Consider the following 13,467-nt stretch of genomic DNA (forward strand, 5'->3'; position numbering starts at 1 on the left):
ATGACCGATGCGATGATCGAGAACCGGACCTTCGACGAGATCGCGATCGGCGACACCGCCTGCGTGACGCGCACCCTTGCCGAGGCGGACATCCAGCTGTTCGCGCTCGTCTCGGGCGATATCAGCCCCGACCGTCTCGATGCGGGCGATGCGGCCACCGACATGTTCCATCGGGTCATCGCCCATGGCATGTGGGGCGGCGGGCTGATCTCCGCCGTGCTGGGCACCGAGTTGCCGGGGCCGGGCGCGATCTACCTCAGCCAGTCCCTGCGCTTCACCCGCCCGGTGGGCCTGGGCGACACGATCACCGCATCGGTCACTGTCCGGGAGAAATGGGCGGACCATGCGACCATCCTGTTCGACTGCCGCTGCGTCAACCAGCATGGCGAGGACGTCATCACAGGCCAGGCCGAAGTCCAGGCGCCGACCGTCAAGATGTGCCGTCCGCGGATGGCGCTGCCGGACGTGTATATCTGCGATCATGACGGCTATCGGCGTGTCATGGAAGAGACGGCGGCCGGAGACCCGGTCGCGACCGCGATCGCGCATCCCTGCAGCCCGGCCGCGATCACCGCCGTGGTGGAAGCGGCCGAGGCGGGGTTGATCGACCCCATCCTGGTCGGGCCGGAGCAGAAGATCCGCAAGGCGGCGCAGGATGCGGGCCAGGACATCTCCACATTCCGGCTGGTGGATGCGGCGCACAGCCATGAGGCCGCGGCCAAGGCGGTCGCGCTCATCCATTCGGGCGAGGCCCAGATCCTGATGAAGGGCTCGCTCCATACCGACGAACTGATGGGCGCCGTGGTGCCCTCCGCCACCGGGCTGCGCACCGAGCGGCGGATCAGCCATGCCTATATCATGGACGTGCCGGACCATCCCACGCCGCTGATCATCACCGACGCGGCGATCAACATCGCGCCGACGCTGGATGAAAAGGCCGACATCATCCGCAACGCCATCGACCTTGCCCATGTCATCGGCATCGAGACGCCCAGGGTCGCGATCCTCGCGGCGGTCGAGACGGTCAATCCCGGCATGCAATCGACGCTGGACGCCGCCGCGCTGTGCAAGATGGCCGATCGCGGCCAGATCACGGGGGGTATCCTCGATGGCCCCCTCGCCTTCGACAATGCGATCAGCGAGGCGGCGGCGAAGGAGAAGGGAATCATGTCCCCGGTCGCCGGGAAGGCCGAAATCCTTGTCGTGCCCAATCTGGAGGCGGGCAACATGCTCGCCAAGCAGCTGACCTTCCTGGGCGGCGCCGATGCGGCCGGCGTGGTCCTGGGCGCCCGCGTGCCGATCATCCTGACGAGCCGCGCCGACAGCCTGCGCACCCGGCTCGCCTCCTGCGCCGTCGCCGTGCTGATGGCGCGCGCCGCGACCAAGGCCGCGCCGGGCGTGCCACGGGCGGCCATCGCATGAAGGCGGTCGTCAGCCTCAATTCCGGCTCATCCAGCATCAAGTTCGCGCTCTTCACATGCGATGGCGACGCTGGCCCGGTCCTGTCGGCAGGCGGCAAGATCGAGGGGATCGGCATTGCCCCGCATCTGGTGGCGCGCACGGTCGAGGGTGAGGTCATCCTGGCGCATGACTGGCCGGGGGGCAGCGCCCTCACCCATGCCGATCTGCTCGAATTCCTCTTCGCCTGGTCCGTCGATCATCTGGACCAGCATCAGATTGTCGCGGTTGGTCATCGCGTCGTGCATGGCGGGGCCGCGTTCGCCGCCCCGATCCGGGTGAACGATGCGCTGCTGGACAAGCTCGAAGCGCTGTGCCCGCTCGCGCCACTGCACCAGCCGCATAACCTGGCGGCGATAAGGGCCATCGCCCGGCTTGCGCCCGACCTGCCGCAGGTCGCCTGTTTCGATACCGCCTTCCATCATGATAAACCGGCGATCGCCACGCGCCTTGCCATCCCGCGCGCGCTCCACGATCAGGGCATCCGCCGCTATGGCTTCCATGGCCTGTCCTATGAATATATCGCGCGGCGGCTGGGTGAGATCGACCCGGCGCGTGCCGGCGGGCGGGTGATCGTCGCGCATCTGGGCAACGGGGCCAGCCTGTGCGCGATGAACCAGGGCAGGAGCGTCGACACGACCATGGGCTTCACCGCGCTCGACGGCCTGATGATGGGCACGCGCTGCGGCAGCATCGACCCCGGCGTCGTGCTGCACCTGCTGACGCAGATGCACATGAGCGCCGCCGAGGTCGAAAATCTCCTCTACAAGCAATCGGGCCTGCTCGGCGTCTCGGGCATCTCCAGCGACATGCGCGCGCTTTCGGCGAGCGAGGCGCCCGAAGCGGAAGAGGCGATCGACCTGTTCACCTGGCGGGCCGCGCGCGAGGCTGGCGGGCTGGTCGCGTCGCTCGGCGGTCTCGACGGCCTGGTCTTCACCGCCGGGATCGGCGAAAATCACGCCGGCATCCGCAGCCGCATCTGCCGCAGGCTGGCATGGCTGGGCATCGCGGTCGATGAAGCCGCCAATGCCGCCAACGCGGCCTGCATCAGCACCCCCGACAGCGCGATCACCGTCCGCGTGATCCCGACCGACGAGGAACGCATGATCGCGCTGCACAGCCTTTCGATTGTCGCCCCCCGGCAATAAGGCCCCGAAGGTCGCGCGACCAAGGGACGCATAATCCTCCATCCTGCACGCCACGAGTTGCAATCTGCCGCCAGAGGTTGGAAGGAGGAGGCCAGCAAAGCGGAATTGCATGATGGCCGATATGTCGCCCGAAGGCGGTCTGACAGAAATCTACAGGCTCCATCGGGCAGAATTGCTGCGTTTCCTCACGGCGCGCACAGGCAGCGCCGCCGAAGCGGAAGATGTGGTGCAGGAATTGTGGATCAAGGCGCTGGCAACCGATGCCGGGCCGATCGCCAATGGCCGCGCCTATCTGTATCGCACCGCCCAGAATCTGGTGCTCGACAGGCTTCGCGAGCGCAGGCGCCGGGAAGCGCGGGACCGGCAATGGACGGATGCGGAGATCGGCCCTGCATCGCCGGAGGGCGAGACGCCCGATCACCGGCTGAACGCGCTGGAACAGATGGAGCAACGGGAGGAGGCCGCGCGGCTGGCGTCCGCCATCGGCAACCTGCCGGAAGGGGCGCGGCGCGCCTTCCAGCTTCACAAGATCGACGGGCTGAGCCACGCCGAAGTGGCCGAACGCCTGGGGATCAGCAGGAGCGGCGTGGAAAAGCATATGGCGGTGGCGATGAAATATCTGCGCCGCGCGTTGAAGGACTGAGGCGCGATGGGGATCACGGCGTCTTTGTCATCGGAATGTAAAGGAACCCATGCGTCATGACGGGGCGGTCGGACAGGGATGATCGGCTTCTGGAAGAGGCAATAGCCTGGCATCGGGCGCTGGAAAGCGACGATGCCGATTGGGATGGCTATGCCCTGTGGCTGGAGGCCGACCCGCGCCATCGCGAGGTTTTCGACGAGGTCGCGCTGCTCGACGATGCGGTCGCGCGCCACCGCGACACGCTGGCGAGCGTCCTTGCGGTCGCGGAATCCCCGGCCCCTGCACAGGCTGTCGGCACACAGGCTGTCGTCACCGGCGCGCGATCCCGCCGGGGCTGGCTGGTGGGCTCCATCGCGGCCTCGCTCGCGCTGCTGATCGGCGTGCCCTACTCTTTGCGGCCAACGCCCGCCACCATCTATGAAACCGGCAGGAACGCCAGCCGCACGCTCGCCTTCGCCGACGGCATTTCGGTGACGCTCGCCCCCGGCAGCCGCCTCAGCGTATCGGGCAAGGGCGCCGCGGACATGGACGTGGCGCAGGGCGAAGCCTATTTCGATGTCCGCCACGATCCCGCGCGCACGCTCACCGTCACCGCCGGGGATTACCGGATCAGCGACATCGGCACCCGTTTTGCCGTGAACCTTTCCGACGCGTCCTTCCGCGTCGGCGTGGCGGAGGGGCATGTCGCGGTCAGCCGGCCCGCCGACGACGATCGGAAGACGCTGCAGGTCAGCGCCGGGCACCAGCTGGTCGCCACCGGCGGCGCGGCGCGGCTGTCGCCCGTCACCCCCGATCAGGTGGGCAGCTGGCGATCGGGCAAGCTTGTCTATTCCGATACGCCGCTGGCACTGGTGGTCGCCGACATTGCGCGCTATTCGGGCAAGAAGATCATGATCGACCCTGCTTTGGGGCATAGCCATTTTTCGGGGGTTCTGGTCATTGGCGACGGATCGAAGCTGCTGGCCGATCTTGCCGGGCTCATGGCGATCAGGGTCCGCGACGAGGGCGGCCATATGCGCATTAGCGCTGGCGACCCTCGCTGAAGGGCTGCTGGCGCCCGCCACGGCCCATGCGCGTGAAGCCCAATATCGCGTCGACATCCCCGCAGGTCCGCTGAGCGACAGCCTCTCCCGCTTTTCCAGCGCGACGGGATTGTCGATCGGCCTTTCCGGCGCGCTCCCCACGGCGCGCGCGCGCGCCGTGAAGGGCATGATGTCCGCCCCCGACATCCTGCGGCGGCTGCTGCGCGGCACGGGCCTGCGCGCCGTGCCGATAGGCGCCGGCGCCTACCGGATCGAGCATGTGCCGCAGCCGGCCGCACGCATTGCCCCTGCCCCCGTGCGCCCCGCGCCGGCGCGCCCCTTCGTCCCGCTTCCGCTTCCCGAATATCCCCAGCCCGACCTGATCGTGACGGCGCAGAAGCGGCCGCAGGCGCTCGATCTGGTCGCCATCGCGGTTACGGTGGTGCCCGGCGGCCTCGACCGGGCAGGGATCGCCGCGCCCGGCAGCCAGGATATCGCCCTTGCGACCGAGGGGCTGTCGATGACCAACCTGGGGCCGGGGCGCAACCGCCAGTTCATCCGCGGCATCGCCGATAGCCCGTTCAACGGCCCCAGCCAGACGACCGTCTCCGTGCAGCTGGACGAAGCGCGCGTGACCTTCGACGCGCCGGACCCGGACCTGCGCCTGATCGACGTCGACCGGGTCGAGATCCTGAAGGGGCCGCAGGGGCCGCTCTACGGATCGGGCGCGCTGGGCGGCATCTATCATATCGTCACCCGCAAGCCCGACCTGGCCGACCCCTCTGCCAGCATGCGGCTGTCGTCCGAAGTCGTGCAGCATGGCGGCGTCGGTGGTGGCGGCGAAGCGGTCCTGAACTGGCCGGTGCAGCAGGACAGGCTGGCCGTGCGCGCGGTCGGCTATGCCCAGTCCAGCCCCGGCTGGATCGACAATATCGGACGCAGGGACGACGCGAACGAATCCCGCATCTATGGCGGGCGGCTGGCGATCCGCTGGCGGCCGGACCCGGACTGGACCGTGGACCTTGGCGGCACCTTCCAGAACATCAATGTTCGGGATAGCCAATATGTGCTGGCGTCGGACGATTCGCTGGCGCGCATCGCCCCGATCGCGGAACCCAATGACAATGATTTCCGCATTGCCGCCGCCACTGTGGAGGGCAGGATCGGCGCGCTCAGGCTCCTGTCATCGACCAGCTATGTCGACCATAGCGTCGATTATCGGCTGGACGCGAGCGCGGCGGCGGCCGATTTCGGGCTGGTCGCCCCCATCGCCTTCGACGACAATCGCCATTACACCCTCCTCAACCAGGAATTGCGGCTTTCCGATCCCGGCGCGGGGCGCTGGCTGGCCGGCCTGTCCTATCTGCTCGTCACCAGCCATGACGAAGCGACGATGGATAATGGCGGCGATACGCCGCTGCCGGTGGTGACGCTGAACCGCAAGATCACCGAATATGCCGCCTTTGGCGAGGTCTCCATGCCCCTGCTGCCGCATCTGGATGCGACGGTCGGCGCCCGCCTCTTCCAGACCATCGCCGAGGACGAGACGATGGAACGGGCCGGATCGCGCGCCGAGCATGTGACCAAGACGATCCTGTCGCCCAGCATCGCCCTGTCCCACCGGCTTCCGGGCGGCGGCCTTCTCTATCTGCGCTATGCCCGCGCGATGCGGCCGGGCGGCCTCACCTCCATAGAGGAGGTCGGCGCGGGTGCCAGCGCAAGCCGGCGGTTCGATGCCGACGAACTGGGCACGATCGACCTTGGCATCCGCCGGTCCGATGCGGGCGGCAGGCTGTCCACCTCGGTCAGCCTGTATCATACCGCATGGGACAAGATTCAGTCCGACTTCCTGCTGTCGAACGGCCTTGTTTCCACCCGCAATGCCGGCAAGGGCAGCATCTCCGGCATCGAAGCGGAGACGCGCTGGACCATCGGGGCGCGCACCTCCCTCTCGGGCGGTTTCACGCTGCAGAATGCGCGGCTGACGCGCGCGGCCGACGGGCTGAAGCTGAGCGACCGGCGGCTTCCCATCGCGCCGGACATCACCGCGCGCTTGCAGATGAACCGCAGCTTCACGCTTGGCCCATGGCAGGGCACGCTTTCGGGACAGGCCAATTATATCGGCTCCTCCCGCCTTGCGCTGGACGACGATCTGGACCGGAAGATGGGCGATTATGCCATCGCGTCGACGGCGCTTTCGCTGGTGCGCGGCGCGCTCACGCTCGGCATGCGGATCGACAATCTTTTCGATATCGAGGCGGACAGCTTCGCCTTCGGCAATCCCTTTTCCATCCGCGCCGGCCCGCAATATACGCCGCTGCGGCCGCGCACGCTCACGCTTTCGGTCGGCCGTCGCTGGTAGCGGCGACCTCCCGGCCGGCACGGCGCTCGGGCGTCAGCCGGTAGAGCGCGGTATAGCCGATATGGTCGGACAGCATGGCCCCCTGCGCATCATGGCCGAAGGGCACCTGCACCCCCGTCACGGCGAGCGATGACATGGCGCCGCCGGAAAAGAACTGCCAGTCGCGGGCATGGTCCAGCGCCGCCCGTGCATCGCTGGACAAGCGGATTCCCTGCCTTTCCGCCTGATTGAGCGCATCCTGCATGGGCGCTCCGGCCCATGGTCCGTCGACCCCCCGCATCAGCGCCGCCCGCCGCAGATCGTCGGTGACGTTGAAGTCGCCGGCGACGATCAGCGGCCGCCGGGGATCGTGGGCGCGCGCGATGAAGCCCGACAGCAGGTCGATCTGCCGGCGATAGGCCCGCATGGACCGCGCATTGTCCACGCCCGATGCCCGGCGGCTGTTGAGATGGGTGGTGACGACATCCACCGGCACGCTCATCCCCGGCACGGCCAGGCTGACCAGCAACGCCCCCTTGTTCGCCAGGCAATCATAGCCCGCGCAGGCAAAGGCCGGAAACACCATCCTGCGCACGGACAGCACCGGATAGTCGGTCAGCAGTTGCAGCCCGCTGCCGACATATTTCCCCGCCCCCTCGCCCTTGAACAGGCTGGCGTTCGACAGGAAGCCGCGATCCTCGCTCGACATCGACGCCATGTTCACCATGTCGGGGCCGGGGCCGCCGACCACATGGGCATAGCCCGCCTCATGGCCGATCGCCTGCGCATCCTGCGTGAACGCTTCCTGCATGACGACGATATGCGGATGTGCGGCCTGCGACCGCATGGCCCGCAGCCGCGCGGCGATATCGTCCAGATCCGCGCTGCGCCCCATGGCCACGGGCCAGGGCAATCCGCGGATATTATAGGTCATGACAGACAGCGTACCGTCAAAAGGCACAACCCGCGCAGGGTGTTGCATGGAACTGGCGGTGCTGTTCGACATATTGCCCGGCGCGGCCGGAACAAGCATAAGGACAGCGGCCGCCAGAAGCGACAGATGGCTTTTCCTGAACATCGTTCTCGCTCTGTAGATTACGGCCGACAGACGCCCCACGACTGCGGTCACCACAGTCGACTAGGCGAAAAATATTTCTGCAGCATTACTGCGATAATGGGTTCCTGCGGCGTCATGCTGGCGATGGGGAATCGACATTCTATGCAACGGAAGACGGGATGGCAGCCACCGGCTGCCTCATTGCTGCTGCTTGTGTTCGCGGCCTGGCATCATGGTGTTGCCGAAGCGCGGGAGCGGGATCAGCGCCTGCATCTGCACGGCCCCTATGCCGTTGGCGAAAATCGCGTCATGCACGCCTATCCGCTGCCGGTCGTCAGCCTTTCGCCCCAGGATCGCCTGCGCGGCGTCGTCGGCCGATCGCGCATGATGTCGGCATCCCTGGGCAATCTGGACGTCAGCCTGCGGGCCAGCCGGATGAGCAGCGGGCCAAGCCCGATGCCCATCGGCATGACCGCCGACGATCGCTGGACCGGCAGGAAGCTGGACATGCGCGCCACGCTGTCGCTGGGCACGCATCTGTGGATCGCGCCGCAGGCCGCCTACACCAAGATGACCCGGCGCCTGGGCGTGGTGCCCGTCACCTCCTATCGCCTCGGCACGGCGATCACCGATCTGGGCGTGGCTGTCGGCCTGGGCGACGCATGCCGGATCACGCTCGACCATATCGGCATCAGCCGCAGCAACCGCAGACGGCCCGTCGCGCGCTTTGCCGAAACGCTGGGCGGCGCGCCGCTCACGGGCCAGGGCAATCAGCTTGCCGTGCTGCTGATGCCGGGCGACGCGCCGGGGGCGATGTCTTGGCGCCTGTCCGTCGCCTCCATGCGCCGCCCCGCCGAAGACATGGGTCCGGCCGAGGCCGGCGCGCAACTGCAGGATCGGCGGGCGACGATGTCATGGGGGCTGCGCTTCTGACGATGCGGCGCCTGCTCCTTTCCATCCACGATGTCGGCCCGCGCAGCGAAAGCGCGGTCGACCAGCTCCAGGCGCGGCTCCTGGCCCATGCGCCGGTGGACCGCATCGCGATGCTGGTCGTCCCCGATCATTGGGGCGCGCACCCGCTGATCCGGGGCAGCGCCTTTGCCACGCGGCTGCGCCGATGGGCCGACGCCGGCACGGAGATGTTCGTCCATGGCTGGTATCATCGCGACGATGCCGGAGCGCATGGTTCCGCGCGAGACCGCTTCCGCGCACGGCACATGACCGCCGGCGAGGGCGAGTTTCTGGGCCTGTCGCTGGATGTGGCCGTGCAGCGGATGCGCGATGGCCGCGCGCTGATCGAGGATATCACCGGCCGCCCGGCGGCGGGCTTCATCGCGCCGGCCTGGCTCTATGGCGCGCCGGCGCTGGAGGCGCTTTCCACCTGCGGTTTCGCGCTGGCGGAAGATCATATGAAGGTGTGGCGGCCCCGTGGCGGCCATGTGCTCGCGCGCGGTCCGGTCATCACCTGGGCCAGCCGCAGCCGCCCGCGGATCGCCTCGTCGCTCGCCGCGGCGGCGGTGCTGCCCACGATCCTTCGGCCGGTGCCGGTGGCGCGCCTTGCCGTCCATCCCGGCGACGTGACCGTGCCCGCCCTGCTCCGCAGCATCGACCGGACGGTGGCCAGCCTTGCCCGCACCCGCACGCCCTCCCGCTATGCCGACCTGCTGAAGGAATAGCCTGCCCGTGCGCATCCTCACCTTCCTGCACAGTTTCGAGCCCGGCGGCGTCGAGCGGATCGCGTTGCGGCTGATCCGCCAGTGGCGCGCCGAGGGCGTGGATGCGCCGCTGTTCATGGGCCGCGCCTCGGGCGCGATGGCGCGGGATGTCGGCCGCGACCTCGCCTATGTCGAACCCCGCCGGCCGCCCTTCGCCATCGGCTGGATGGAAACGCTGTGGATGATCGCCACCCTGCCCCGCGCGATCCGGCGGCTGAAACCCGATGTGCTGTTCTGCGCCGGCAACAGCTATGCCGTGGTCGCCGTGGCGATGAAGCTGATCCTGGGCCGCCGCTGCCCGCCCATATTGGCGAAGATCAGCAACGACCTGGACCGGCGCGACATGCCCTGGCCCGCCCGGCAATGCTATCGCCTGTGGCTGCGCGTGCAGGGCCGGACGATCGACCATTTCGTGGGCATGGAAGCGCCGATGGCGGGCGAGATCGCGCAGACCGTCCGCCCGCGCAGGCCCGCCGCGATCATCCCCGATCCCGCGCTGTCGCTGGCCCAGATCGACCGGCTGCGCGCCACCGCGCGGCCGCCCCGGAAAGCTGCCGCCGGCCGCCGCTTCGTCGCCATCGGCCGCCTCGCGCCGCAAAAGAATTTTCCGCTGATGCTGCACGCCTTCGCCTATGGCGCACAGGCCGACGATACGCTGACGATCTTTGGCGAAGGCCCGAAAAGACCGGCGCTGGAAAAGCTCGTCCGGTCGGTCGGCATGGAGGGCCGCATCTTCCTGCCCGGCCATGTGGCCGAACCCGCCGACGCGCTCCCCGGCTACGACATCTTCCTGCTGTCCTCCGACTATGAAGGCGTGCCCGCCGTCGTGCTGGAGGCGCTGGCCGCGGGGCTGACGATCATCGCGACCCGCTGCAGCCGCAGCATGGGCGCGCTGCTGCTGGAGGGCGCGCTGGGCCAGCTGCTGCCGATGGGCAATGGCGCCGCCTTCGCCCAGGCTATCGCCGGCGCGCGCCCCGACAGCCAGGACATGGTCGCCAGCCTGGCGCAGGCCCGGCGTTTCGCCGTGGAGCAGGCCGCCCATGATTATATCCAATGTTTAGAGCATCTTGCGAATGAAACAGCAGCGACGGGATTATTTTTCAAACCGACTGAGGCGGGCACGTAATGATAACGTCTCAGGCGGCAGGCTAACATTGGCGCGGGCAAATATGGACATGGACATGCGGGGCGGAACAATCGCGCACAGGGCAGCCGTGCCCATGGAAAGCGTTGCCGATCTGGGCCTTTCCATCGATCCCGAACCCCTTGTCCAGACCGGGCGCAACTGGACGCAATGGATCGGCCCGCTGCTCTCCCTGCTCATCCTGGGCGCGGTGGTGTGGCAGTTCCGGGCGATGGATCTGGCGGAGCTGTGGCGGCTGCTGCCCATGGGCGCGACCTTCTGGATCGCCTTCATCCTCTATTATGCCGCCGGGCCGCTCTCCGAATGGGTGATCTTCCGCCGGCTCTGGGCCATTCCCGCCTCCGGCATCGGCGCGCTGCTGCGCAAGCTCGTCAGCAATGAAATCCTGCTCGGCTATCTGGGCGAGGTTTATTTCTACGCCTGGGCGCGCCGGAATGCGGACATCACCACATCGCCCTTCGGCGCGATCAAGGATGTGACCATCCTGTCCGCGCTCACCGGCAACCTGATGACGCTGCTGATGGTGGCGGTCACGGCGCCGCTGTTCCTCGCCATGCATTTCGGCACGGACAGCAAGGCGGTGCTGCTCTCCATCCTGTTCGTGCTGGTCACGTCGATCGCGGTCATGTTCTTCCGCCGGCGGCTCTTCACCCTGCCGCGCGCCGAACTGTGGTTCATCGGCATCGTCCACCTCGTGCGGATCGGCGCCACCACCTTCCTCGCGGCGCTGATGTGGCATGAACTGCTGCCCGCCGTCGGCCTCAGCTGGTGGATGATGCTCGCCACCATGCGCCAGCTGCTCTCGCGCCTGCCCTTCCTGCCCAACAAGGATGTGGTGTTCGCCGGCCTTGCCGCCTTCTTCGTCGGGCGCGACACGGATATTGCGGCGGCGATGGCGCTGATGGCAACGCTGATCCTCGCCGGGCACCTCATGGTCGGGGCCGTGCTCGGCGCAAGCGATCTGGTGCGGGAGAGCCGGGCATGATCGCCCATGCGCTCACCCTCCTCGCCGCAACCGCGACTACGACGCTGCCTTCCACGCCCGAACTGGGCATGGCCGAGGGCCGGTGCCGCCTGGAGGAGCGTGGCCCCGCCTTCCTTGTCGATGTCGGGGGGCTGAAGGACCGCAAGGGCCGGCTGAAGCTGGAACTCTATCCGGCCAACGACACGGATTTCCTGGCCGACGACAATATCCTGATCGGCGCGGGCAAGGTCTTCCGCAGGGTCGAGGTGCCGGTGCCGCAAAGCGGCCCGGTGCAGCTGTGCATCCGCACGCCGGGGCCGGGCACCTATGCGCTCAGCCTGCTGCATGACCGGGATGCCAACCGCAAATTCGGCCTGTCGGTCGACGGCATCGGCTTTGCCGGCAATCCGCGCCTTGGCCTCTCGAAACCGCATGCCGCCGATGCCAGCGCGCGCGGCGATGCCGGGCCGACGCGCATCGCCATCGTCATGAATTATCGGCGCGGCCTGTTCGCGTTCGGGCCATTGAGGAAATAGACCATGCGCATCGTCGACGTCTGCGCCTTCTACGCCCCCGATGGCGGCGGCGTGAAAACCTATGTGGAGCGCAAGCTGAAAGCGGGCGCGCAGGCCGGGCATGAGGTCATCATCCTCGCCCCCGGCCATGACGAGGCGGTGATCGAGCAGGGCCCCAGCGGCAAGCTGGTGACGCTGCCCTCGCCCCGCTTCCCGCTCGACCGCCGCTATCGCTATTTCAGCGACGAGCGTTCGCTCCACGCCATGCTCACCCGGCTGGCGCCCGACATGGTGGAAGCGTCCTCGCCCTGGTCCAGCGCATCCATGGTCGCGCGCTGGCCGGGCGCCGCGCCGCGCGCGCTGGTGATGCATGCGGACCCGCTCTCCGCCTATGCCTATCGCTGGTTCGGATCGGTCGCGAGCCGCGAGGCGATCGATCGCGGGTTCGACTGGTTCTGGCGTCACCTGCGCCGCATGGATCGCGGCTTCGACATGATCGTGAGCGCCAGCAACAGCCTGTCCGACCGGCTGCGCGCCGGCGGCCTTTCCCGGGTCGAGACGCTGCCCATGGGTGTCGAGCCCGGCCTGTTCGGCCCGGATCGCCGCGACGAAGGGCTGCGCGCCCGCCTGCTCGCGCGCTGCGGCCTGGGGCCGGACGCGACGCTGCTGCTCGCCATGGGGCGGCTGGCGCCCGAGAAACGCTGGCCGCTGGTGATCAAGGCGGTGACGGCCGCCGGCTATGGCCGCCCGGTCGGCCTGCTGCTGATCGGCAATGGCCGGGATCGCGCCAAGGTGATGCGCGCCGTCGATCACAATCCGCACATCCACCTGCTCGCGCCGACGCGGGATCGCGAACGGCTGGCCACCATCCTCGCCAGCACCGACGCGCTCGTCCATGGCTGCGAGGCGGAGACCTTTTGCATGGCGGCAGCCGAGGCACGAGCCAGCGGCCTGCCGGTGATCGCGCCGGACCAGGGCGGGGCCGCCGATCATGTCGCGCCCGGATGCGGGCTGCATTATGTCTCCGGCAGTTCGGCCAGCCTTGCCGACGCGATTGGCACGGTGCTGGACGACCCCGCGGGTTTCCGCCGCCGCGCGCTTGCAGGCGCGCCGGACGTGATGACCATGGACGATCATTTCGCCCGGCTTTTCAGCCTGTATGAAGCCCGGATCGATCGCCGCCGTCATGCCGCCTGAAACGGCCCTCATCGTCGAACAGGTCACGCGCCCCCTGCCACGCAGCGAGCCTGTTGTCCGTCACACGCCCCCGTCGATCCAGGCGCTGCGCAAGCGCGCCCTCATGCAGACGGGCCGGCCGGACCCGCGCGACAGTTGCGGGCTGAACCACCAGTTCGCCTGTCGCTCCTGGCCGTTGCTGGTCCGGCTGATCTGGTGGCTGCTGCGCCACCGCGACACATAAGGGCGCGGCCTTTCCCGAGGACACTCGCCATGTTCAGGAG

At 68.2% G+C, this 13,467-nt stretch carries 13 protein-coding genes; 12 read left to right on the forward strand and 1 reads right to left on the reverse strand.

Going from position 1 to position 13,467, the window contains the following annotated elements; all coding sequences use genetic code 11:
- The 5 genes from WFP78_RS18840 to WFP78_RS18860 all read left to right on the forward strand — a co-directional run bounded on the left by WFP78_RS18840 (position 1) and on the right by WFP78_RS18860 (position 6,633).
- Positions 1-1,422 carry a bifunctional enoyl-CoA hydratase/phosphate acetyltransferase gene (locus WFP78_RS18840; protein WP_336965770.1) on the forward strand — a complete coding sequence of 474 codons (1,422 nt, stop codon included), beginning with the start codon at positions 1-3 and terminating at the stop codon, positions 1,420-1,422.
- A complete protein-coding gene (locus WFP78_RS18845; protein ID WP_336965772.1) occupies positions 1,419-2,606 on the forward strand; it encodes an acetate/propionate family kinase in 1,188 nt (395 codons plus the stop codon). The genes WFP78_RS18840 and WFP78_RS18845 overlap by 4 nt, the downstream gene beginning before the upstream one ends.
- Before the next feature lie 109 nt (positions 2,607-2,715).
- Positions 2,716-3,249, forward strand: a complete 534-nt coding sequence (locus WFP78_RS18850) for an RNA polymerase sigma factor (protein WP_336965774.1) — start codon at positions 2,716-2,718, stop codon at positions 3,247-3,249.
- A 56-nt stretch (positions 3,250-3,305) separates the two neighbouring features.
- Entirely contained in the window at positions 3,306-4,292 is a 987-nt protein-coding gene (locus WFP78_RS18855) for a FecR family protein (RefSeq protein ID WP_336965776.1), read from the forward strand.
- Complete coding sequence (locus WFP78_RS18860; protein WP_336965778.1) at positions 4,189-6,633, forward strand: TonB-dependent receptor; 2,445 nt, start codon at positions 4,189-4,191, stop codon at positions 6,631-6,633. The genes WFP78_RS18855 and WFP78_RS18860 overlap by 104 nt, the downstream gene beginning before the upstream one ends.
- Here the strand turns inward: WFP78_RS18860 and WFP78_RS18865 are convergent.
- Positions 6,605-7,546, reverse strand: coding sequence for an endonuclease/exonuclease/phosphatase family protein (locus WFP78_RS18865; protein WP_336965780.1), 942 nt, complete (start codon positions 7,544-7,546; stop codon positions 6,605-6,607). The two genes, WFP78_RS18860 and WFP78_RS18865, sit on opposite strands and share 29 nt — an antisense overlap.
- Before the next feature lie 324 nt (positions 7,547-7,870).
- Between WFP78_RS18865 and WFP78_RS18870 the strand changes: the two genes are divergently transcribed.
- From WFP78_RS18870 to WFP78_RS18900, 7 genes are read left to right on the forward strand one after another with little or no spacing between them, the layout of a single operon-like run.
- Positions 7,871-8,602, forward strand: a complete 732-nt coding sequence (locus tag WFP78_RS18870) for a hypothetical protein (RefSeq protein WP_336965782.1) — start codon at positions 7,871-7,873, stop codon at positions 8,600-8,602.
- On the forward strand, positions 8,584-9,345 hold the full coding sequence (locus WFP78_RS18875) for a DUF2334 domain-containing protein (protein WP_336965783.1): 762 nt from the start codon (positions 8,584-8,586) through the stop codon (positions 9,343-9,345). The genes WFP78_RS18870 and WFP78_RS18875 overlap by 19 nt, the downstream gene beginning before the upstream one ends.
- 7 nt (positions 9,346-9,352) lie before the next feature.
- Complete coding sequence (locus tag WFP78_RS18880) at positions 9,353-10,510, forward strand: glycosyltransferase (protein WP_336965784.1); 1,158 nt, start codon at positions 9,353-9,355, stop codon at positions 10,508-10,510.
- A gap of 55 nt (positions 10,511-10,565) precedes the next feature.
- The gene (locus WFP78_RS18885; RefSeq protein ID WP_336965786.1) at positions 10,566-11,513 is read left to right on the forward strand and encodes a hypothetical protein; all 948 of its coding nucleotides are present in this window, start codon (positions 10,566-10,568) and stop codon (positions 11,511-11,513) included.
- A complete protein-coding gene (locus WFP78_RS18890) occupies positions 11,510-12,028 on the forward strand; it encodes a DUF2141 domain-containing protein (RefSeq protein ID WP_336965788.1) in 519 nt (172 codons plus the stop codon). The genes WFP78_RS18885 and WFP78_RS18890 overlap by 4 nt, the downstream gene beginning before the upstream one ends.
- Before the next feature lie 3 nt (positions 12,029-12,031).
- Positions 12,032-13,204 (forward strand): glycosyltransferase, encoded by a 1,173-nt coding sequence (locus WFP78_RS18895; RefSeq protein WP_336965790.1) that lies wholly within the window; start codon positions 12,032-12,034, stop codon positions 13,202-13,204.
- Entirely contained in the window at positions 13,194-13,427 is a 234-nt protein-coding gene (locus WFP78_RS18900; RefSeq protein ID WP_336965792.1) for a hypothetical protein, read from the forward strand. The genes WFP78_RS18895 and WFP78_RS18900 overlap by 11 nt, the downstream gene beginning before the upstream one ends.
- Positions 13,428-13,467 lie beyond the last annotated feature (40 nt).

The sequence above is a fragment of the Sphingobium aquiterrae genome (assembly GCF_037154135.1).
GTDB lineage: Bacteria > Pseudomonadota > Alphaproteobacteria > Sphingomonadales > Sphingomonadaceae > Sphingobium > Sphingobium aquiterrae.

Coding starts and splice junctions, on each gene's coding strand:
- WFP78_RS18845 (WP_336965772.1), top strand. CDS start 1,419: ATGAAGGCGGTCGTCAGCCTCAATTCCGGCTCATCCAGCATCAAGTTC.
- WFP78_RS18855 (WP_336965776.1), top strand. CDS start 3,306: ATGACGGGGCGGTCGGACAGGGATGATCGGCTTCTGGAAGAGGCAATA.
- WFP78_RS18840 (WP_336965770.1), top strand. CDS start 1: ATGACCGATGCGATGATCGAGAACCGGACCTTCGACGAGATCGCGATC.
- WFP78_RS18875 (WP_336965783.1), top strand. CDS start 8,584: ATGGGGGCTGCGCTTCTGACGATGCGGCGCCTGCTCCTTTCCATCCAC.
- WFP78_RS18890 (WP_336965788.1), top strand. CDS start 11,510: ATGATCGCCCATGCGCTCACCCTCCTCGCCGCAACCGCGACTACGACG.
- WFP78_RS18885 (WP_336965786.1), top strand. CDS start 10,566: ATGCGGGGCGGAACAATCGCGCACAGGGCAGCCGTGCCCATGGAAAGC.
- WFP78_RS18900 (WP_336965792.1), top strand. CDS start 13,194: ATGCCGCCTGAAACGGCCCTCATCGTCGAACAGGTCACGCGCCCCCTG.
- WFP78_RS18865 (WP_336965780.1), bottom strand. CDS start 7,546: ATGACCTATAATATCCGCGGATTGCCCTGGCCCGTGGCCATGGGGCGC.
- WFP78_RS18850 (WP_336965774.1), top strand. CDS start 2,716: ATGATGGCCGATATGTCGCCCGAAGGCGGTCTGACAGAAATCTACAGG.
- WFP78_RS18895 (WP_336965790.1), top strand. CDS start 12,032: ATGCGCATCGTCGACGTCTGCGCCTTCTACGCCCCCGATGGCGGCGGC.